The organism is Streptomyces sp. NPDC020845 (assembly GCF_044334165.1).
Lineage (GTDB): Bacteria > Actinomycetota > Actinomycetes > Streptomycetales > Streptomycetaceae > Streptomyces.
The window spans coordinates 22,971-44,152 of sequence record NZ_JBIRSJ010000029.1 but is presented as its reverse complement, the minus strand read 5'-3'; the positions used below and the strand labels follow the sequence as shown (position 1 = coordinate 44,152).

The following is a 21,182-nucleotide window of genomic DNA, read 5'->3' as shown; positions in this document are numbered from 1 at the left end:
GGACCGGCCGGCCGAGTGTTGGGGGTAGACGCTTCCTCAGAGCACGGCGTCGGGATGCACGATGTGCGCCTGTGCGTGCCAGGGTTGATGGGCCTGGAAGCCGCCATCCGCGATGATCGTCTGTCCGGTGATGTAGCGGCCCGCCTGGGAGCCCAAGAAGACGATGATCGAGGCAATGTCCTCAGGTTCGGCGAAATCCGGAACCAGGAGGTTGTCGCGGTAGACGCCCAGCTTGACGGGGTCGAGGTTGCCGCGCGCCGTCGGGCTGAGCACCAGACCGGTGGCGATGGCGTTGCAGCGGATCCCGAGCTTTCCGTGCGAGGTGGCGATCGAGCGGGTCAGCGAGTACTTCGCCGCCATCGAGGCGGCATAGGCGACGTGGTTGGTGTCGCCGCTAAATCCCGCGGTGGAGCCGACGTTGACGATCGAGCCGCCCCCGCCGGCAACCATGGCAGGAATGGCATGTCGGCAGCCGAGCACGGCACCCTGCAGGTTGACGGCCATCGTGCGATCCCACACCTCGTTTGGCGTGGAGACGACGTTGAGATCCTGGCCCTCGATCTCACGGTCATACACAACCGCGTTGTTGACCAGGACATCGAGCCGGCCGAAACGGGAAATCGTCTCTTCCACCATTCGGGCCACGTCGGGTTCCTTGGCGACATCGCCGACCGCGGCGTGTGCTTCGCCGCCGGCGTCCCGTACCTCGTCGGCAACGGCGTGGGCGCCGTCTCCATTGATGTCGAGGATCGTGACCCGTGCGCCTTGTGCGGCGAGAGTGAGAGCCGTGACGCGGCCGATGCCCTGGGCGGCACCAGTGACGATCGCGGCTGCGCCGTCCAGCGAAGGGGAGCCTGTCGAAGTGTTCATTCCTGCTCCTCAGTCGTACACCGGGCCAGCCAACGACCCGCCGTCCACGATGAATTCGGCACCTGTGCAGTACGACGACTCATGGCTGGTGAGGAACAGCACCGCGCTGGCGATCTCCTGCGGCCGGCCGACGCGGCCGAGCGGCAGTTTCGCGAAAGCTTCCTTTGCTGTCTCGGGCATTGCCTCGACCCCGTCCGGTGCGATCATGGCGGTCGCCACGCTGCCCGGGGCAACGGTGTTGACGCGGATGTTCTTAGAGCCCAGTTCCATGGCCGCGGTGCGTGTCAGACCACGTACCGCCCACTTGGAAGCGGAGTAGGCGGTGGTCCCGGCGACTCCGACAAATGCGTTGATCGACGCGGAGTTGACGATGGTCCCGCCGCCCGCTGCGGCGATGGCCGGCGCGGCGGCCTTCATGCCGAGGAAGATTCCGACCTGGTTGACCTCCACGACGCGGCGGAACTGCTCTGCCGTGGTGTCGGACAAGGAGGCCATGTGGAGGATGCCTGCATTGTTGACCAGGGCGTCCAGGTGTCCGAACGAGCCGACGGCCAGGTCGACCGCGGCCTGCCACTGGTCTTCGTCGGCGACGTCCAGGCGGACGAACCGTGCGGCATCGCCGAGTTCGGCTGCCAGCTTCTCGCCGGGCTCCGTCAGCACGTCGGCGAGGACAACCTTGGCGCCCTCGGCGACAAACAGCCGGGCGATCGCCTCCCCCTGACCGCGGGCGGCGCCGGTGACCAGGGCGACTCGGCCCTTCAGCCGCTCCTTGGAGGCCACCGTGCTCTGCGTTGTCATCGGCTCTGGCTCCGCTCGTACGTCTCACGCGCCTTGCGTGCCGCCTCGTTGGCGACCTCGATGGCTCGTTCCGAATCAGCTTGGAACGTCGACCAGTTCTCCTCGCGGCGAACGGTGGCGTCCTGGAAGTGCGGCATCACGTACTCGGCGAACAGCTCCAGCGAGCGGAGGGTGTCCGTGTGGTCGGCCCAGTCCTGGAGCATGATCAGGTAGGTGCCGAAGCCACCGGAGATCTCCTGGAGGCCTTCGATGTGTTCGATGGCGTCCTGCGGGGTGCCGATGACGCCCATGCCCGTGCCCCGGAAGACATCCGTCTTCGAGGCGTCCGGGGGCAGTCCGGCGGATTCGATCAGGTTGCGCAGGATGCCCGCGTCCCGGAAGAAGTACCCGCCCGAGTCCTCGATGCCGTAGGCGACCTGGTCTTCGGCCTTGGCCGCGGTGGGTGCGATGTGCATGGGCGTGACCAGGCGCCAGCGGGCGCGGTCGGGTGCCGGCTGGCCGGCCCTGGCCGCTTCTTCCTCGGCGATCCGCCAGTGCTCGGCGAGCGCTTCCTTGCCGGCCGGTGTGGAGACGGTGAGGGCCAGCATGGGGAGACCCAGCCGGCCTGCCAGGCGCGGCCCCGACGGGGAGGCGACCGCCGTGACCAGGATTTCCGGCCGCGGCCGGGTGTAGGGCTTCATGTGCAGCTGGGCCCGGCACAGTTCGAACCACTCGGTCTTGCGGTCGACCTGGCCGTCCTGCTCGAGCAGGGCCAGGATCGCCTCCAGCGACTCTTCCATGCGCTCGCGGGCCGTCGTGTAGTCGATGCCCAGCATGGCGGCGTCGGACGGCAGTGCGCCGGGACCGACGCCGATGATGGCCCTGCCGCGGGTGAGGTGGTCCAGAAGGAGGGCGCGGTCCGCAACGTTGAACGGGTGGTGGTACGGCAGCGAGATCACACCGGTACCGAGGTTGATGCGTCGCGTGCGCTGCGCCGCGGCTGCGATCATGATCTCCGGGCTTCCGAAGATCTCCCAGCCGCCGGAGTGGTGTTCACCGAAGTACAGCTCGTCGAAGCCGAGAGTGTCCAGCTTCTCCGCCAGTTGCAGGCTGCGCTCGAGGTCCCAGCTGGGATTGCCGCTCGGACGATACAGCGGCGGCAGGAAGACCCCGAATCGCATCCGGTTTCGAACCTCGTGGGCCATACAGCTTCAGCTCCGTCCCTGTTCACGCCCGCTCGGGCGCCTCTTTGCGGCTCGCGGGGAGGCACACCGCCATATTTAACAACCAAGCGCATGCTTGGTTGTAAGCTTGTTGCGGCACCCGAGCCCTGTCAAGGTCGCTGCACGGTCAGACTCCGTACGCCCCGTCCACGTCGAGCGTCTGCCCGCTGATGAATCCGGCCCGGTCTGACGCCAGGAAGCAGACCGCCTCGGCGATGTCCCGCGCGGTCCCGAACCGGCGCAGCGGGATGTTGGCCCTGGTGACGTCGAGCGCCTTCTCGTCGAGGTCACCGGAGTCCATCAACCGGGCCGCCATGCCGTCCATCAGCATTCCGGGGCCGACGCAGTTGGCCCGTACGCCGAAGCGTCCCTCCTCGGCCGCTATGCCCCGTACCAGTGCCTCCACGGCCCCCTTGGGGCCCGCCGAGAGGCCGTCCCGCACGGGGAAGCGGCGGGTGGCGGCCGTGGTCACCGCGACGAGAGATCCCTCCAAGTCGCGGAGGTGCGGCAGCGAAGGCTGGACGAGATTGAAGAACGCGATGGCGTCCTGCTCGACCTGCCGACGGAACTGTGCAGGTGACACACGGCTGAGATGCACCATGGGCACATGCGGTCCCGCGGCGTACACGACCGTGTGAATGCCGCCGAACTGGTCGACGACCTCCTCGAGGAAACGCCCGGTCGCCCCCTCGTCGGACAGGTCCAATTGCCAGGTGGCCGCCCGCCGCCCCGACCGGAGGACATCGCCGGCCAGTTGATCTGCAGCATCGGCGTTCTTCCGGTAGGTCAGGGCGACGTCGCTGCCCCGCTCGGCCAACATCCGGGTGATGGCTGCACCGATACCGCCGGTGGCTCCGGCGACGACGGCCGCGCCGGGGCGGTCGGTGAAGTCGTTCATGTCTGCCTCCTCGCAGTACTGCGGTCCGCTTCTCGGACGGCGGTCGCACTGCTACTGTACAAACCAAGCTAACGCTTGGTCTGCTAGTTGGATCGTCTGTCATATGCAGACGCTGTCCGACGACCGACGACCGCGCCGGTGGGTGTCCCGGTGTACCTGCCGTGAGAGCCGGAATGCAGCCGTGGCCCCGGATCGTCGAACCGTCCAGTCCCCTGAGGAGCGCAGAGTGTCAGCACCGCGACGGCCCATGAAGTTCTCCACGTTCAACCTGTTCCACCGCTTCGACGGCATGAGCGTCCGCGAGGTGTACGACTACAACCTGGAACTGGCTGAGTACGTGGAGGAACTCGGATTCGACGGCTTCTGGATTGCCGAGCACCACTTCCGCGACTACGGCGTCGTGCCATGCACGCCGGCATTGCTGTCGTACATCGCCGCACGGACCGAACGGCTGCGGCTGGGCACGGGCATCGTGGTGCTGCCCCTGCACAATCCGGTCCACATCGCGGAGCAGATCGCCCAGCTCGACGTGCTTTCGGGAGGGCGTGTCGATTTCGGCATCGGACGCGGTTACCAGAGCGTGGAGTTCGAGTCATTCGGCCTCGACCTTGCCGAGGCCCGTGACCGGTTCAACGAGGGCCTGGATGTCATCCGGGGACTATGGACCCAAGACGACTTCAGCCACGAAGGCCCGTACTACCGCACCGGCACGATCACCCTGGTGCCGAAGCCCGAGCAGAAGCCCCATCCCCCGGTGTACGTCGCCGCGGTGAGTCCCGAGACCGTCGAGCTGTACGCCGCGCGCGGCCTGCCGATCCTGGCCGATCCGGCAGCGCCGTTCAAGCGGGTCGGACGCGCTGCCGAGGCCTGGCACGCCGCAGCGTCCGCCGCCGGGCATGACGGCACAGACATCGAACTCGTGGTCACGCGCGCGGTGTACGTCGCCCCCACCGTCGAGCAGGCACGGGCCGACCAGGAGCGCTTCGAGAAGCTCTTCGACCGTTCCCGCATCTTCAACGCCCAGAGCGCCCCGATCGACTCGGCCACGGGCCAGGTCGCCAAGGGCTTCGAGTACTGGCAGGACCGCTATCTCAAGGGTGGCTCGGTCGACAACGACTTCCGATGGGAGCAGCTGGAGGTGATCGGGGATCCCGAGCGGGTCATTTCCCAGATCCGCATGCTCCAGGAGTTCGGCTACTCCCAGCTGATGTGCGACTTCGGCAGCACGCGCCCGATCCCCCTCGACGAGATGAAGAAGACGCTGCGGTTCTTCGCCAAGGAGGTCATCCCGGCGTTCCGCTGAGATCGACTCCCTTCCGGGTGGGAACCGCGGGCGCGCAAACTCGTGGCATTCACCAGCCAGCACCCGCTTCTTGCCCAAGCGCCTGCTGGCCCTCGCGATCAGCATCGCGACCTCCGGCATCGGGCTGACGACCGTTCTCGGCCCGATCATCGCGGGCGCGTTGCGCGCCGTGTTCGGTTCGTCGCCGACCCGAAAGCGCCGATCTTCTGCTGCTTCACGCATGGGCGGATCTGCTCCACGGACGCCGCGCGGACGGCTCGACGACGCTCAGGACATCGTCGGGGCCTGCCACCATGCCGCGCGGCTCCGGCACGCAGATCCGGGCCCGTGGACCGTGCTGCTCGGCGTGCTTCGTGACCTGCGACGAAACCCTCGCGAAGGGTTTCCCGTCTGGGACGAGATCATCCGCCGTGACCCCTGGCACCGCGAGGGATACCTACAGATGCTGGGTTACCTCTCACCCGAGGAGTGTGGCTCGTCCACCCAGCAGAACGCATTCGTCGACAGCGCCATGGCGAGGATGCCGTTCGGAGCACCGCCCGCAGCTCTGGAGCCGCATGTCCTACTGGGCCGCTACCGCAGGGCCGTCACCGGCGACGGTCTTACCGGCCTGCTCGCCGATCGCATCTTCAACCAGCCCTTCGCCGAGAGTGTCCTCAGCCGTGCGCTGTCCACCTGGCCGCGGCCAGGCTTCCTCCGCCACGCCGCGGCCCTGGCCGACCTCAACGTGCTCGCCTACTTGGCGGCCCATGCCCGGCACCGCGACGCGGCGAACGCCTTCCGGGCGGTGGGAGCCACAGTGACACCTTGGCCCTGGCGGCTGGGCGGCGATCCGCTGGAGCAGTACAGCACCTGGCGCAAGTACTTTCCTGACCCGCGCATGAGGAGGGTGAGGTCACTCAGAGCACGGCGACCGGGTTGACGGGGCTGCCCGTGCCGCCCTCGATGGCCAGCGGGGCGGCGACGAGGAGGAAGTCGTGCCGGCCGGTGCGCGCCAGTTCCTCCAGCCACAGCATCTCCAGCAGGTAGATGCCACGGCTCCACAGCAGGAGCAGGTGGAGATCCTCGTCGGGTCCCGCGTCGAAGCTTCCGTCCATGGCCAAGGCACCCACGGCGGCGTTGTCGCAGGCCACCGCGGTGACGTCGTGGTCGGCCAGCCAGCGCCCGCCGTCGTGGCTGAGCCCGGGCTGTCCGCCCTGGTAGCGGGCACGGTCGGTTTCGTAGACGGTCGGCCAGCCGGTGCGGACCACCGCTACGTCTCCGGGCCGCAGTTCGATGCCGTTTGTCTTGGCGATGTCCCCCAGCAGGCCGGCGTCGATGCGCACCGTCTCGTCCAGGTAGGGCACCTCGAGGTGGGCCGCCACGTCAAACAGCACGCCGCGCGCCACCAGGGGCCCTGCCTTCTCGATACCGCAGCGAGTCGCCCCGTAGGAGCGGACCCGGGCGGCGGAGTGGCCGTTGTACAGCGCCTCGCCCCGCCACATGTGGCACAGGGCGTCCATGTGCGTCGTCGTGCCGTGGTGAGAGATCATCAGGGCGTCGTCGGCCACACCGATCACCCCGTTCATCAGCCGCGCCCCGGCCCGGTAGTCGGCGCCGTCGACCGACATGAAGTGCTGGGGCAGCGGCCGGCCGGGCAGGTGCGGGACCGAGGCCCGGGCGGGTCCGGAGGTCGAACCGCGGATGGGCATTCCGAGGCTGAGCAGCCGTCCCTCGCGCACGGTCCCGACCGCGGCCAGGATGGCCTCGGGCGTGAGGAGGTTGGCTGCTCCCCGTTCGTCGTCCTCGCCCCAGCGGCCCCAGTTGCCCTCGGCCGGCACGGCGGCGTGCAGGTCGTCCATCGCTTGCCTCCTGTGGTGTGAACAGTCACGCCATCGTGACGCCGCCGCTGACGCTGATCGTCTGGCCGGTGACGTAGGCCGCCGAGTCACTGCTGAGGTAGGTCACCAGGCCTGCCACCTCCTCCGGTTGTCCGGCGCGGCGAACCGGCACCGTGCGCAGGAGCGCCTGCATCATTCCCGGACGTTCCTCGCCGACCCTGCGCAGCATCGGGGTGTCGACCAGTCCGGGACACACCACGTTGCTGGTGACACCTTGCCGGGCGGCTTCGCGTGCGAGGGTTTTGGCCAGGCCGAACAGTCCCGCCTTGCACGTGGCGTACACGCTTTCGCCGCCGGCTCCGGCGCGGGCGCCGTCGGTGGCGATGAACACGAGCCGGCCCCATCCGCGTTCCCCCATCCCCGGCAGGAAGATATGGGAGAGCAGCATCGGTGCCCGCAGGTTGATACGCCACATGCGGTCCCAGGTGGCCGGGTCGCTCTCGGCGAACGGCTCGACCGTGCTGACCCCTGCGTTGTTGACCAGGATGTCGACGCCGCCGAACCGGTCGATCACGTCGCGGCCGAGCGCGGCCACCTCGTGCTGATCGTCGAGGTCAACGGCGAGAGCGGTAGCGTCGGGCAGCTCGTCGGCCACGCGACGGGCTCCGGCCTCGTCGACGTCGGCGATCAGCACGCGGGTCCCCGCGGCGGCGAGTTCCCGGCAGATCGCGGCTCCGATACCGCTCGCTCCCCCGGTCACCAAGGCCGTTCTGCCCTTCGGGTCGGGAGCATCACTCACGTGTTTCCTCCTGTTTCGTGTCATCCCCGCAGGTATGCGGTGCGCACCGACTCGTCGGCTGCCACTTCCTCGGGCGTGCCTTCCATGAGCACTTCGCCCAGGTTGAGCACGACGACACGCCCGCAGTTGTTCATGACGAACCGCACGTCGTGCTCGACGAGGAGGACGGCTGTGGAGCGCTTCTCGGTGAGTTGGTGGACGACTCCGATGAGACGTTCGGCCTCGGCGTCGTCGAGTCCTGAGGTCGGCTCGTCGAGGAGCAGCACGGACGGTTCGTCGACCACGGCGCGGGCCAGCTCCATCATGCGTGCGAGGCCGACGGGCAGATGGCCGGCGTAGGTGTCGCGCTGCTCCCACAGTCCGACCTCGCGCAGGGTCTCCTCGGCCCGCTCGCGGCGGCTGCGCTCGCGTCGGCGGCGGGATGGCAGCGCCAGGACGTCCGCCATGAAGCCGCCTCCTCCGCCGTGCCACTCCAGTGCGGCCAGCAGGTTGTCCAGCACGGAGAGCCGGCCGAAGACCTGCTGTCGTTGGAAGGTGCGGCGCAGTCCCAGCCGGGACCGGGCCAGGGCTGATTCGCCGGTGACATCCCGTCCGGAGAGCAGCACGCGTCCTGCGGCAGGCCGGTTCAGCCCGGACACGGCGTCGAAGAGCGTTGTCTTGCCGGCTCCGTTGGGGCCGATGAGGCCCAGCAGTTCGCCAGGGGCGGCCCTGAGGGACACGGCGGACACCGCGCGTACGCCGCCGAAGCGGACCGTGAGGTCCTCGATCTCCAGGGCGGCCGGGGCGCTGGCGGACGTCGCATCTGGTGACTGCCGGTCGTCAACTGTTGTCTTCATGCCTGCACCGTGTTCCGGTTCGTCGGGGGTCCGGCTTCGATTCCCAGGTAGGCCTCGGCGAGTCGGGTCTCGTCGGCCGCCTCCCGCGGACCGGACCAGGTCACGCGTCCGGTGGCGAGGCAGACGACCTCGTCGGCGATGGCCAGGACGTCATGGACCTTCTCCTCAGCCAGGAGCAGCGAGACACCGCGGTCTCGCAGTTCCGCGAACACCTCGAAGATCTGGTCGACTACCCGCGGGGCCAGGCCGAGGGCCGGCTCGTCCGCGACAATCAGCTTCGGCGGCCTTACCAGTACCGGGGCGAGGGTCAGCAACTGCTGCTCTCCTCCTGACAGGACTCCGGCAGGGCCGCGGCGGCGCTCAGCAAGGATCGGGAAACGGTCGTAGATCTGGGCGATCTCATCCGCGTCGCGCAGCCAGGTACCGAGGTTCTCCTCCACGGTCAGACCGGGAAACACGCCTCGGGCCTCGGGCCCGGTGAACAGTCCTGCCCGGGCGCGCCGGTGGGCGGGCCACGCCGTCACGTCGGTGCCGTCGAAGATGACGTGCCCGCCGGTCACGGCGACCTGGCCGGTGACCACACTGACCGTGGTGGACTTGCCGGCGCCATTCGTGCCGAGCAGGGCGACCACGGCACCCCGGCGCACGACGAGGTCGACGCCCCGCAGCACCGGCACCTGCCCGTAGCCGGCGTCGATTCCCCGGAGCTCGAGGACAGCGGGCTCGGCGGGCTGATCAGAGGCCGCGGGGGCGGGTTCGGTCACCTTCACCACCGGGGCGGTCGGCGCGGGAACCGCCTCAGCGGTGTCGGTGCCCTGAGCGCGCTTGCGTTGGCGTCGCCTGTGGCGCATCTCGGAGAACTGGGAGACGGCGCCGTCCGGGTACTTGGCCAGCACCATCCCGCCCACGCCGAAGAGGATGTTGGGGATGTGGGGTGAGTCGGTGACGTAGGAGAACACCTGCGGTCCCATCGCCACCAGGAATCCGGCGAGCAGGGCCGGCCCGACCCTTCGCACTCCCTGGACCACGACGACGGCGAGCCAGAAGAATCCGGCGAACGCCGGGTAGTCGGTGTTGATGATCCGGCCGTTGTACATCGCGGCGAGCACACCGCCCAGTCCGGCGACGGCTGCCGACGACATGAAGAGCACGAGTTTGGTCCGGGTCGCCGATATGCCGTGCGTCGCTGCCGCGGCCGGGGCGCTGCGCACCGCGAGGATGGCGCGGCCGGTGCTCGACCGTTCCAGGTTGATGATCCCGAGGGAAACGACCCCGGCCACCAGCAGCAGGAACACCGTCATCGCCCTGGGGTCGGTGAGGCTGAAGCCCGCTACGGCCACCGTCGGCAGGTCCCAGCCGAGTTGGTTGTTCGTCATCCAGTCGAGCTGGAAGAGGAGCTTGTCGCCGATCATGGCAAGCGCCAGGGTCGACAGTGCCAGTACGCGTCCGCCCAGGCGCAGGGTCGGGAGTGCGACGAGGGCCCCGAGTACGGTGGCGGTGAGCACGCCGGCAAGGACCGCGCCGCCGAATGGCACGCCATGTGTGGTGAGCGCACCGGTGGTGAGGGCCGCGGCCGTGACGAAGGTCGCCTGCGCGAAGCTGACCATGCCGCCGATGCCGGTCACGATCACGAACGACAGGAAGATCAGGCCGAAGGCGAGGCCCTGTGCGGCGAGGCCGGCCCAGAAGTCCGAGGCGAAGGTGAACAACCAGACGAGCAGGACGAGGACCGTGGCCGCCCAGGGCAGTATCCGGCGCCAGGGCGGCAGGTCGGCCAGGTAGTCGGGCGGAGGCGCGTCCTCGGCGACGGACCCGGCGACCCGGTGCCGGGAGCGGTTGAAGAACAGCAGCCCGAGGAAGAGCAGCAGGACGGGGAAGGAGGACCGGAAGCCGGGGATGCCGCCGGCGAAGTCGGCGTATCCTGCGACCAGGTTCTGGACGACGCCGAGCAGCAGGCCGATGCCGAAGGTCACCGGCACGGATCGCAGCCGGCCGAAGACGGCGGCCGTGGCGGAGAGCACGAGGAGCACGGTGAAGCCGCCCGAGTCCAGGCCGAGGATGGGAGCGGCGAGGACTCCGGCCAGTCCGCCCAGGAGGCAGCTGAGCATCCAGGAAGCCGCCGAGGCGCGGTCCGGGTCGATGCCCCGCAGCGCGGCCAGTCCTCGGCGGTCCGATGTGGCGCGCATGGCCAGTCCGAGGGAGGTCTTGCGGAGCAGGAACCACAGTCCGGTCGCGACGGCTGCGGCGGCGACGAAGGTGATGAGTTGGTTGGAGTCGACGCTCACCCCCGCGAACAGGTTCCAGTGGTGTGCCGGAGATGGGCCGAGCCCGGGAACCGAGTACTGGTTGGTCGGGTCGGTCAGGTCGACGTGGAACGTGTTGATCAACTGCTCGACGACGAACAATGCGAGCGACGGCAGGGCGACCAGCAGGCCGATGGTGGCGACGATCTGTGCCACCTCGCCAGACTTGGATAGTTCGTTGAACATCAGTCTGTGCAGGGCCAGGCCGATCAGCGGGCCGACCACGCAGATGGCGATGACGGCCGCAGGAATCGCCGGCATGCCCACGCCGGTGTGCAGTTCGAAGTACGTCAGCGCGCTGACGAAGCCGATGGCGCCGAGAGCGAAGTTGAAGATGCCCGAAGCGGTGTAGGACAACACCAGGCCGGACGCCATGAGCGCATAGATCGCTCCGGAGACGAGGCCGGTAAGGACGAATCCAATGAACAGTGACATGCTGGCCTCTCTCACTTCACGACCAGACGGCGGTAGTTGACAAATCCGTCAAGAGCAGTGGAGTACCGCCCGTACCTGGGCCACGGCCTCACCGAACGCTTCACGGGCGACCGGCAGCAGGGCCCCGAATCCGAAGAAGCCGTGGAAGGCCCCCGGATAGCGCTGCACGCTGACCGGCACGCCGGCCTCACGCAGCCGCTCGGCATAGTTCTCGCCCTCGTCGCGCAGTACGTCGTACTGCGCGGAAATGACGTGGGCAGGGGGCAGGCCTGAAAGATCGGGCGCCTGCAGCGGTGCTGCGTACGGCTCCGTCCGGGCCGGCACGGCGGCGTACTGGTCCCAGTACCAGCGCATGTGATCGGCCGTGAGCAGGTACCCCTTGGCGTTCTCGACGTAGGAGGGCCGGGTGAAGTCGGCGTCGAGCACGGGATAGATCAGCAGTTGGAAGGCCACGCGCGGGCCGCCCCGGTCCCTGGCGAGCAGTGCCGCCGCGGCGGCCAGGTTTCCGCCCGAGCTGTCGCCGGCCAGGACCAGGCGCTCCGTGTCGACCAGCAGGCTGTCGCCCTGTTGTGCGACCCACTGCACCACCGCGTAGACGTCTTCCAGTGGCTCGGGGAAGGGGTGTTCAGGAGCGAGCCGGTAGTCGACGGAGACGACAACGCAGCCGATGCGGTTGGCCAGGCGACGGCAGATGTCGTCGTGCCCGTCCAGGTCGCCGAAGACCCAGCCGCCTCCGTGGCTGAAGACCATGACGGGCGGCGGGTCCGCCGGTTCGTCCAGCGGTCGGTAGATACGGACCGGCACCGGGCGGCCCCGGGGGCCGGGGACGGTCCGGTTCGCTACCGAGCCGACGGGGGTCGGATCGGCGAGTGCCCCGGGCGGCGTGGCCATCAGGGCCCGCGCCTGCGACGCGTCGGTGATCTCCGTCCCGACCCGGGACATGACCACATCGATCTGGGCGACGATCGCCGCGGCAGTTGCGTCCAGCGGCATGGCGTCACCCCTCTTCTGGTACTGCGGGGCCGGTCAGGGCACCGCCGTCGATGGTGAACTCGCCTCCGGTGATGTACGCGGAGGAGTCGGAGGCGAGGAAGAGCACCAGGTCGGCAACCTCTTCGGCCTGTCCTGCGCGGCGCAGGGGGACGTGCGGGAAGTCGGCGCCGGAGCCGGCCAGCGCGCCCGCGACCATGGGCGTGTCGATCACGCCGGGATGCACCGAGTTGACGCGGATGCGGTGCGGCGCGAGTTCGAGCGCGGCGGTCTTGGTCAGGCCGCGCAGCGCCCACTTGGTGGCGCCGTACCCGGCGTGCCCCGGGTAGCCGACCAGGCCTGCCGTGGAGGAGATGTTGACGATCGAACCGGCGCCGCTGTCGCGCATCGCCCCGGTGCAGGCCTGGATGCCCAGGAGAGCGCCGATGGTGTTGATCCGGTAGAACCGCTCCAGCCGCTCGGCGGTCTCCTCCAGCAGTGGCCGGGTACCGTAGATCCCGGCGTTGTTGACCAGAACATCCAGGCGGCCGAAGGCATCGACCGCGGTCGCCGCCGCTTGACGCCATTGCTCGTCGTCGGACACGTCGAGAGGGACGAACACGGCGTTGTCACCCAGTTCCGCGGTGACTGCCTTGCCCTCATCGGCGAGTACGTCCGTGACGACCACGCGTGCTCCTGCATCGACGAAGCGGCGCGCCTCGGCTGCCCCCTGTCCCCGGCCGGCCCCGGTGATCAGCGCGACCTTGCCCGCCAGTGTCGGCATGGTGCTCAGGCCTTCTTCTGGTTGCGGAAGTGCGGGATCACGGTCTCACCCCACTGCCGGATGGTCTCCAGGCACACGTCCTGCGGCACCAGGCCCATTTGGATCAGGCACATGATCTCGTCCGCGCCCGCGTCGACGAGCTGCTGCACGTAGTCGATGGCCTGCTGGGCGTCCCCGTAGGCGTGGTTGACGTTGAACGTCGCCCCGGTCTCGGGATTGACCGGGATCTTGGCCTCGTGCAGTCGGGAGATGTGCTCTTCCTTGCGCCGTTCCAGGTCGCCCAGGGGGTCGTCGCCGAACTCGAGCGTCGGGGGCTCGCCACCGCCGTACCAGTAGGCAATGGATTCGGCGAAGAAGCGCTGCCCGCGGACGCCGTAGCGGCGTGCACTTTCCACATCGTCGAGCACGATGGTCGGACACAGCGCGACCAGTGAGTCATTGGCGACGGTGGAGACCATCTTCTCCGGTGTGCGCGCCGCGATCGCCTCATCGTAGATCTTGCGGTAGACGCGGATCTCGTCCGGACCGGCGAAGCCCATGACGAGAGCTCCGACACCGTATTCGGCGGCCAGTTTGACGGTTTCCCGCTTGGTGCACGCCATGTACAGCGGCGGATGGGGGTTCTGCACCGGGCGCGGAAGGATCTTGTGGTACTTGCCCTCCGGGGGCTGGATGTCGAGCAGCTTGCCGTGCCACTCGAAGGTCTCGTTCTGCCAGGCGGAGCCGATCAGGCGCAGCGCTTCGTCCACCTGGGCGTAGGTCTGCTCCGGGTCGACGTTGCACAGCGCCATTTCCTGGAGGGTGGCGCCCCGTCCCGCGCCCACGTCGACCCTGCCGCCCGACAGCACATCCAGCATGGCCGCCCGCTCGGCGGCCCGTACTGGGTGGTTGTAGTTGAACGGCATGCACACCACACCGTGGCCGATGCGGATGCGGGAGGTCCGCGCCGCCACCCAGGTCAGGAAGATCTCCGGCGCGCTCATGTGGGCGTACCACTCCAGCGCGTGGTGTTCGACGGCCCACACCCGGTCGAAGCCCATCTCCTCGCCGAGAACGGCCTGTTCCACGCAGTCGCGCAGTACTTGCTGCTCAGCCTCGGGCGAGGAGTCGGCCGTCTGGGCTTCGAAGATCATCGAGAACTTCATCGGTCTCCCTTGCGTATGGGTTGTTCTTCCACGCACGCGCTACCGCACCGGCGGATCACGGTGAGTGGACGGTTGTCAGGGGTTGTCTGCGGCGCGGGATGCGCGGGTGGCTTCTTGATCGACCTCGCCGCCCGAGGTCAGGACGACGCCGTATGCCTGGGCAGCCGCTGCCGCTGTCACCCGGCCGTCAGCCACATCGCGCAGCACCAGTTCCACATCGCGGGCGGCCGGTTGCCCGATTCCCCCGCCGCCGCTGGTCTCGACGACGAACGCCTCGCCGGCCTGGAAGGGCTCGTTGTTCATCTTGGACGGCAGCCGTTGCTTTCCACCGTCGGCGGTGAGCCGGTAGAAGCCACCGAGCGCACCCGCTGCACCGCCGTCCCGTCCGCGCGGTGCATTCAGCAGCCGGTCCCCCCGCGTGGTGATGTGGGCGTCCGCGTGCAGGCGGAAGACCGTCCGGGTGCCCAGGCCGCCCCGCCAGCGGCCGGCGCCGCCGGAGTCGGCGACGTACTCCATGCTCTCCACGACGAACGGGCAGCGGCTTTCGACGGGTTCGACCTGAGGTACGGAATTGCGGCCCAGACCGAAGTGGATGCCGGTGGCGTCGGGTCCGTCCCGGCCGCTACGTGCACCGGCGCCGCCGAAGTCGTACGCCAGATGGATCCAGTACGGCGCATCGTGCGCGGCGATGGTGAAGGGCTGCAGGATGCCTGAGGCGGCGATGGCCCGTTCAGGAAAGGCATCCGACAGGGCCTGCCAGATGGCTTCCATGGCGGCGTAACAGGGGATGAAGCGTCCGCCGCATGGATAGGGGGACTGCGCGTTGAGCAGGGATCCCTCGGGGAGGCGGACGTCGAGTACGCGCAGGCAGCCGTCGTTCATGGGAATGCTGGGGTCCAGGAAACAGCGGACCGCGAACACCGCTGCTGCCAGCGACTGGGAGAGGCTGGAGTTGATCGCCGCCGGCACCTGAGCGTCGGTGCCCTCGAAGTCGAGGACGGCCTTCCCGTCGCCGAGCGTCACTGCGACCCGCACGGTGTACGAGGTGTCCGGGTGGATGCCGTCGTCGTCGATGACGTACTCGCTGCGGTAGGTGCCGCCGTGGAACTGGCTCAGTGCGGCCCGCGTGCGCTGTTCGGTGTGGTCGAGGTAGTCGTCGATGCCCTGTCGGAACGCCGCCGGTCCGTATTCCGCGAGGAGTTCGTCGACGCGGCTGGCGGCGACGGCGGTACCGGCGATGAGGGCTCGGACGTCGCCGAGCACCTTGTCCGGGGTGCGGCTGTTGAGTGCCAGGATGCGGGTGACCTGGTCGTCGGTGCCTGCGGCGGTGGCGACCCGGACCGGAGGCAGCTGCAGCCCTTCGAGGAAGATCTCGTTCGCGAGGGTGGCCATGCCGCCGGCCGAGATGCCGCCGAGGTCCGAGACATGGATCAGTGTGGCGGTGAAGTACTCGACCTGGTTGTCGACGAAGACGGGGCGGAAGACGAGCAGGTCATTGGTGTGGATGCCGCCGCGGTAGGCGTCGTTGGTCATGAAGACGTCGCCGGGGCGCATCGCCTCCAGCGGGAAGTCCTCGATGACGCACGGCAGGGCCACCGACAGGGCCATGCTGTTCATCAGGGTGGTCGCAACGGAGTGGGCGATGAGCCGGCCCTGCTTGTCGAGAATGGCGGCCGAGGCGTCGGAGCCTTCCACGATGAACGTGGAGTAGGCCGAGCGCACCACGACGATGCTCGCCTCCTCGGCGGCCACGGACAGGGCGTTGCGCAGGACCTCCGCGGTCAGTGTGTCCGTCATCGGGTTCCCTCAGCTCGGCTCGCGGTCTTGGTCAGCACGACATTGGCTTCAGCGTCGATGTGGGCGTACCAGCCGGGCGGTACGACGATGGTCGACTCGGCGTCCTGGACGATGGCCGCGCCGTCGAAGTCGTCGCCGAGGCGCAGGCGTGCCCGGTCGTAGACCGGTGTCTGCACATAGCCGTTGTGCTCGCGGAACCAGACGGCGCGTTCTGCGATGCAGGCCGACTCGGCGTCGGCGGCCGGCGGCTTGCGGCTCACCGGCACCTTGGGCACCACGCGAGTCACGCGCACTCGGTAGCTGACGAACTCGACGGGCCCACGCAGTTGGATGCCGTACGCGCGGCGGTATTCCTCGTAGAACCGGTCCGCCGCCTCGTCGAGGTCGGTCTTGGTCATGCTCGTACCCGGGATCTGGACGGTGAGCTCGTGTGCCTGCCCGGTGAAGCGGACGTCGGCCGAGCGGTGCACCTCGACGTCGGGGCCGTCCAGACGAACCCCGAGGTCCTGCGCGGCAGATGCTGCCAGGTCGGTGAAGCTGCGTTGCATCGTGTCGAGGTCGGCGTCCGCGTGCGCGATGGGTCGGGTCAGAACCCGGTCGGTGCTCAGGTCGGTGACCAGGAGCCCAACTGCAGACCCGACGCCGCAGGATGGCGGGACGATGACGGTGTCGATGTCGAAGCGCTCGGCGACACGTGCTGCGTGCATCGGGCCTGCCCCGCCGAAGGCCACGACGGCGAAGCCGCGCGGGTCGATCCCCCGCTGGACCGTGACGACGTGCACGGCGCCGCCCATCGTGGCGTTGGCGATCTCGTGGACCGCATGGGCCGCGACGGCACGGTCGGTGCCCAGTGGTCCGGCCAGCGCCGCGTCGACAGCCTGTTCGGCAAGGTCCCGGCGCAGGGCGAGCGTGCCACCGGCGATGGCATCGGGATCCAGGTAGCCGAGAACGAGATTGCAGTCGGTCACGGTCGGTTCGTCGCCGCCCAGCCCGTAGCAGGCCGGCCCGGGCTGAGAGCCTGCGGAGCGGGGGCCCACGTGCAGGGTCCCGGACTCATCCACCCAGGCGATCGAGCCGCCACCGGCGCCGACTTCGGCGAGGTCGATGGCCGGGGTCTTGATCGGTACGCCGGTGCCGGCGCGCCTGCCGCCGAAGCTGCCCTTGCCGCCGACGTGGAACTCACGCGTCACGTCGGGGCGGCCGTCCCGGATCACACAGGCCTTTGCGGTGGTGCCGCCCATGTCGAAGGAGATGACGTCGGGCCGGTCCGCGGCAAGCCCGGTGGTCCGCGCGGAGATTACCCCGGCCGCGGGGCCTGATTCGATGGTGGCCACGGCGCGGCGTCCGGCCAGGTCGGCGGACATCACTCCGCCGCCCGACTCCATGACCTGGACGCCTGCCTGGATGCCCAATTCCGACAGCCGGGACTGGAGCCTGCGCAGGTAGCGGGCCATGACGGGGCCGACGTAGGCGGACATGAGAGTCGTGGTGGCGCGTTCGTACTCGCGCAGCTCGGGCCAGACGTCGCAGGAGGCGACAACGGTGGTGTCGGGCGGAAGGACGTCCTGGAGGATCTCCGAGACGCGTCGCTCGTGTGCCGGGTTCGCGTAGGAGTGCAGCAGGCAGACTGCGACCGCGTCGGCACCTGTTGCGGCGATCTGCTCGGCGACCTGCCACACGGCGCTCTCCTCGAGCGGAACCAGCACGCTGCCGCGGTGGTCGATCCGCTCGGGCACCTCGAAGCAGCGGGCCGGCTCGACCGGCGGAGCGGGCGGGTCGAAGTGAATGTCGTACCGGTCCTCTTCAACCCGCGCATACCGTCCGAGCGGCAGCATGCTGCGGAAACCCTGGGTCGTCACGTAGGCGACACGCACGCCCCTGCGCTCCAGGATCGCGTTGGTGGCCAGCGTGGTGGCGTGGACGACCCTGGTGACCGCGGCGGGCGCCACTCGGGCGTCGGACAGCGCCGACTGAACCCCGCGCAGGATTCCCTCCGTGGGGTCGTGGTGCGTACTCAAACACTTGGTGACGGCGACCTGGCCATGCGGTCCGGCGAGCACGATGTCCGTGAAGGTGCCGCCGACGTCGATGCCCAGTGCATAGCCGTCCGTGATGTCCCTATCGACGAGTGGCATGCCCGGAGACTACGACTTGAGCAAGCGCTCGTCTAGACACAAGCAAGTGCTTGGTTAAATATGGAGAGACGACCAGTACCCCGAGGTCAAGTGAAGGGCCGGGCCGACCCTTGTCTCAGCGAACCGAAGGGAACCATCACTGTGATGGGTTTCGAAGATCGCACCGCGTTGGTGACCGGCGCCGGTTCCGGCATCGGCCGTGCCGTCGCCGTCGAACTGGCGGCGCGCGGGACGCGGTTGGCCCTGCTCGACGTCCACACGGCCGCGATGCACGAGACCCTGGGCGAGCTGGCGGGCGACGCCGATCGCCACGTGGCGGTGACGGCGGACGTCACCTCCGCGGAGGAGGTAGGCCGAGCGGTCGGGGCAGTCATCGAGACCACGGGCGGGATCGATTTCCTGTGCAATGTGGCCGGGGTTCCAGACGACGCAACGCCGTGCCACCAGATGTCTGTCGACCAGTGGCACAGGGTGCTGTCCGTCGACCTGACCGGCCCGTTCCTCACGAGCCAGGCGGTGCTGCCGTCGATGCTGGAGCGCTCGAGGGGAGCGATCGTCAACGTTTCGTCGATGGCGGGGCTGGTCGCCAGCGGCGGTGGGGTTGCCTACACGGCAGCGAAGCACGGGCTGGTGGGGCTGACGAAGAGGCTTGCGGTGGAGTACGGGCCGCACGGCATCCGCGCGAATGCGGTGTGCCCCGGCTACATCGCAACACCCATGAACCTTCCCTACCGCGACATGGTGAAAGAAGCGGTCGAGTCGACTCCTGCTGGACGGTGGGCCAGCCCGGAGGAGGTCGCAAAGCTCGTCGCCTATCTGCTCGCCCCCGAGGCCGAGTACGTCATGGGCGCGGCCTTCGCGATCGACGGCGGGGCGACAGCTCTGTGATGCTCCGATCTCAGCACGGCCCCCTGCTTTCCGGGCGGGTGTGCACCGGCATTCCGGGAGCGCGCAGCAGGACGGCGTCTCCCTGTCCTCCGCCCCCGGAGAGCGCGGCGACGCCCATGCCTCCTCCGCGCCGGCGCAGCTCCAGGGCAAGGGTCAGGATCATGCGGGCGCCCGTCATGCCGATGGGGTGGCCCAGCGCGATGCCGCCCCCGTTGACATTGACCCGTTCCGAGGTGAGGCCGAGATCGCGCATGGACGCGATGACCACGCCGGCGAAGGCTTCATTGATCTCGAACAGGTCGATGTCCCCTACCGTGAGCCCTCCTGCTCGGCGCAGTGCGTCGCGGGTGGCGGCCGCCGGTTGCCCGAAGAGCGAGGGGTCGGTGCCGGCGGTGACACCGTAGGCGCCGATCTCGGCGAGCCAGTTCAGGCCGCGGCGCGACGCGCGCTCCCGGCTCATCAAGACCATGGCACACCCGCCGTCGGAGGGCTGGGCGGCGAAGTCGCCTCGCAGGACGCCCTCGCCGTGCTGAGGCAGAGCGGATCGGGCCGCAGACGGTCCTTCCGCGAGGGGGCTGGGCCAGACGCCCTCGTCGTATTCGACGTATTCGACGGGTGGGCGGCCGGAGAAGGGCGCGGTGATCACGGGGACGATTTCCTCGGCCAGCAGACCCGCCTTACCGGCAGCTGATGCTCGGGCATGGGAAAGGGCGGCGAACTCGTCCTGCTGTCCGCGGGGAATGCCGAACTGGGTCTGGTAGCGCTCCGTGGCGATCCCGACGGGCTCCCCGTCGAAGGCACAGCGCAGGGCGTCATGGTCCAGCGCGTCCATGGCCTGCCCGTCGTCTGCCCGGCGGCGCGGCGACAGAATCAGATGGGGGGCATTTGTCATCGACTCCATGCCGCCGGCCACGACGATGTCGTGCTGACCGGTGCTGATGAGCTGGTCCGCAAACGCGACGGCCGTGAGGCCGGACAGGCACAGCTTGTTGATCGTGGTCGCGGGGACGTCCATCGGGATTCCCGCTCCGGCCGCGGCCTGTCTGGCGGGGTTGGGGCCCGCTCCGGCCTGCACCGCGCTGCCCATGACCACGGCGTCGACGTCGCCGCCGTCGATGCCCGCGGCGCGGACCGCGGCTGCGATCGCCAGCGCACCAAGTCCGACGACGGAATGGTCACGCAGGCTTCCCGCGACTCTTCCGATCGGTGTGCGAACCCCGGCGATTATGACTGATCCCGGCATGCGTACCTCCTCGTACTCTGCCGCAGCCGCAACCGTGCGAGTGAAAGGCCCGAGAGCCGGTCCCATCGGCTCAGGTCGCCCGGTCACGGGCGAGACCTTAAGCCGATCGACTGATCGAATCAAGTGATTCGACACCTGTCCGCCGCCCGACACGATCCGGCCCGATACGACAAGACAAAGCTGAGCAAGCATTTGCGCAACACGGGGTTCGAAGCCGATACTGGCCCGCGTGGCCAAGGGGATCGCACAAGAGAGCACATCGACCGCACGCCGGGCCCGCAAGTCGGCGCCAGCCGATTCGGGAGCGGCGTCGGAGCGGCGCGCCGAACTGGTCCGGATCGCAGCGGAGTTGTTTGCAGAGCGGGGCTACAAGGCGACTACCGTCCGCGCGATCGGCGACGCGGCGGGCGTGCTGTCCGGCAGCCTTTACCACCACTTCGACTCCAAGGAAGCCATCGCGGACGAGCTTTTCACGAGCTACTTCGATGAACTGCTCGCGGCCTACCGGGAGATCATTGAGTCGGAAGCCGGCCCGCGGGACACCTTCAGCCACCTGGTCCGGGCAGCGTTCGAGTCGATCGAGCGGCATCACGCCGCGGTCATCGTGCTGCAGAACGAGCAGCGCTATCTCCACGAATTCCCTCGCTTCGCCTACCTCGACGACCGGCAGCGGGAAGTGGCGAACCTGTGGACCGGCGTACTCGAGGACGGTATAGACGCCGGCGTCTTCCGCGAAGGCCTCAACCCGAAGGTGGTCTACCGCTTCGTGCGCGACGCCATCGGGACGACGGCCCGCTGGTACCGGCCCAGCGGTGCGCTCAAGCCACAGGAGCTGGCCGAGCAGTATCTCGTGATGACCCTCGACGGCATCACCGCACCGCGCCGCCGGCCGCGCCGCCCCCGGTCCGCATCCGCGAGCGACGGCAAGTAGCCGAACCGCCGAAGACGGAACAAGCG

18 protein-coding genes are annotated in these 21,182 nt (G+C 68.8%); 4 read left to right on the top strand and 14 right to left on the bottom strand.

Going from position 1 to position 21,182, the window contains the following annotated elements; genetic code table 11:
* Window positions 1-36 precede the first annotated feature (36 nt).
* The 4 genes from ACH4U7_RS49005 to ACH4U7_RS48990 all read right to left on the bottom strand — a co-directional run bounded on the left by ACH4U7_RS49005 (window position 37) and on the right by ACH4U7_RS48990 (window position 3,768).
* Complete coding sequence (locus ACH4U7_RS49005; protein WP_398534235.1) at window positions 37-870, bottom strand: SDR family NAD(P)-dependent oxidoreductase; 834 nt, start codon at window positions 868-870, stop codon at window positions 37-39.
* A 9-nt stretch (window positions 871-879) separates the two neighbouring features.
* Window positions 880-1,650, bottom strand: a complete 771-nt coding sequence (locus ACH4U7_RS49000; RefSeq protein ID WP_398534234.1) for a glucose 1-dehydrogenase — start codon at window positions 1,648-1,650, stop codon at window positions 880-882.
* A 14-nt stretch (window positions 1,651-1,664) separates the two neighbouring features.
* Window positions 1,665-2,828, bottom strand: a complete 1,164-nt coding sequence (locus ACH4U7_RS48995) for an LLM class flavin-dependent oxidoreductase (protein ID WP_398534233.1) — start codon at window positions 2,826-2,828, stop codon at window positions 1,665-1,667.
* Between the two features lie 169 nt (window positions 2,829-2,997).
* Entirely contained in the window at window positions 2,998-3,768 is a 771-nt protein-coding gene (locus ACH4U7_RS48990; protein ID WP_398534232.1) for an SDR family NAD(P)-dependent oxidoreductase, read from the bottom strand.
* Between the two features lie 226 nt (window positions 3,769-3,994).
* Between ACH4U7_RS48990 and ACH4U7_RS48985 the strand changes: the two genes are divergently transcribed.
* Window positions 3,995-5,071: an LLM class flavin-dependent oxidoreductase gene (locus tag ACH4U7_RS48985; protein ID WP_398534231.1), complete on the top strand. Its 1,077-nt coding sequence runs from the start codon at window positions 3,995-3,997 to the stop codon at window positions 5,069-5,071.
* Between the two features lie 70 nt (window positions 5,072-5,141).
* The gene (locus tag ACH4U7_RS48980) at window positions 5,142-5,993 is read left to right on the top strand and encodes a hypothetical protein (protein ID WP_398534230.1); all 852 of its coding nucleotides are present in this window, start codon (window positions 5,142-5,144) and stop codon (window positions 5,991-5,993) included.
* Here the strand turns inward: ACH4U7_RS48980 and ACH4U7_RS48975 are convergent.
* The 9 genes from ACH4U7_RS48975 to ACH4U7_RS48935 all read right to left on the bottom strand — a co-directional run bounded on the left by ACH4U7_RS48975 (window position 5,971) and on the right by ACH4U7_RS48935 (window position 18,094).
* Window positions 5,971-6,912, bottom strand: coding sequence for a cyclase family protein (locus tag ACH4U7_RS48975; protein ID WP_398534229.1), 942 nt, complete (start codon window positions 6,910-6,912; stop codon window positions 5,971-5,973). The two genes, ACH4U7_RS48980 and ACH4U7_RS48975, sit on opposite strands and share 23 nt — an antisense overlap.
* Before the next feature lie 25 nt (window positions 6,913-6,937).
* Window positions 6,938-7,714: an SDR family NAD(P)-dependent oxidoreductase gene (locus ACH4U7_RS48970; RefSeq protein ID WP_398534228.1), complete on the bottom strand. Its 777-nt coding sequence runs from the start codon at window positions 7,712-7,714 to the stop codon at window positions 6,938-6,940.
* Complete coding sequence (locus ACH4U7_RS48965) at window positions 7,711-8,526, bottom strand: ABC transporter ATP-binding protein (RefSeq protein WP_398534227.1); 816 nt, start codon at window positions 8,524-8,526, stop codon at window positions 7,711-7,713. Before ACH4U7_RS48965 ends, ACH4U7_RS48970 begins: the two co-directional genes overlap by 4 nt.
* Window positions 8,523-11,264: an ATP-binding cassette domain-containing protein gene (locus ACH4U7_RS48960; protein ID WP_398534226.1), complete on the bottom strand. Its 2,742-nt coding sequence runs from the start codon at window positions 11,262-11,264 to the stop codon at window positions 8,523-8,525. The genes ACH4U7_RS48965 and ACH4U7_RS48960 overlap by 4 nt, the downstream gene beginning before the upstream one ends.
* A 48-nt stretch (window positions 11,265-11,312) precedes the next feature.
* On the bottom strand, window positions 11,313-12,257 hold the full coding sequence (locus tag ACH4U7_RS48955) for an alpha/beta hydrolase fold domain-containing protein (protein WP_398534225.1): 945 nt from the start codon (window positions 12,255-12,257) through the stop codon (window positions 11,313-11,315).
* 4 nt (window positions 12,258-12,261) lie between these two features.
* Window positions 12,262-13,017, bottom strand: coding sequence for an SDR family NAD(P)-dependent oxidoreductase (locus ACH4U7_RS48950; protein WP_398534224.1), 756 nt, complete (start codon window positions 13,015-13,017; stop codon window positions 12,262-12,264).
* 5 nt (window positions 13,018-13,022) lie between these two features.
* Entirely contained in the window at window positions 13,023-14,162 is a 1,140-nt protein-coding gene (locus ACH4U7_RS48945) for an LLM class flavin-dependent oxidoreductase (protein ID WP_398534223.1), read from the bottom strand.
* A 75-nt stretch (window positions 14,163-14,237) separates the two neighbouring features.
* Window positions 14,238-15,959: a hydantoinase B/oxoprolinase family protein gene (locus tag ACH4U7_RS48940; protein WP_398534222.1), complete on the bottom strand. Its 1,722-nt coding sequence runs from the start codon at window positions 15,957-15,959 to the stop codon at window positions 14,238-14,240.
* Window positions 15,956-18,094, bottom strand: coding sequence for a hydantoinase/oxoprolinase family protein (locus ACH4U7_RS48935; RefSeq protein WP_398534221.1), 2,139 nt, complete (start codon window positions 18,092-18,094; stop codon window positions 15,956-15,958). Before ACH4U7_RS48935 ends, ACH4U7_RS48940 begins: the two co-directional genes overlap by 4 nt.
* A gap of 144 nt (window positions 18,095-18,238) precedes the next feature.
* Between ACH4U7_RS48935 and ACH4U7_RS48930 the strand changes: the two genes are divergently transcribed.
* Window positions 18,239-18,982, top strand: coding sequence for an SDR family NAD(P)-dependent oxidoreductase (locus ACH4U7_RS48930; RefSeq protein ID WP_398534220.1), 744 nt, complete (start codon window positions 18,239-18,241; stop codon window positions 18,980-18,982).
* A gap of 10 nt (window positions 18,983-18,992) precedes the next feature.
* Here the strand turns inward: ACH4U7_RS48930 and ACH4U7_RS48925 are convergent, their stop codons facing one another.
* Window positions 18,993-20,225 (bottom strand): acetyl-CoA C-acyltransferase, encoded by a 1,233-nt coding sequence (locus ACH4U7_RS48925; RefSeq protein ID WP_398534219.1) that lies wholly within the window; start codon window positions 20,223-20,225, stop codon window positions 18,993-18,995.
* Between the two features lie 229 nt (window positions 20,226-20,454).
* Here ACH4U7_RS48925 and ACH4U7_RS48920 point away from each other — a divergent pair, with 229 nt between their 5' ends.
* Window positions 20,455-21,156: a TetR/AcrR family transcriptional regulator gene (locus ACH4U7_RS48920; RefSeq protein WP_398534218.1), complete on the top strand. Its 702-nt coding sequence runs from the start codon at window positions 20,455-20,457 to the stop codon at window positions 21,154-21,156.
* Window positions 21,157-21,182: the final 26 nt, after the last annotated feature.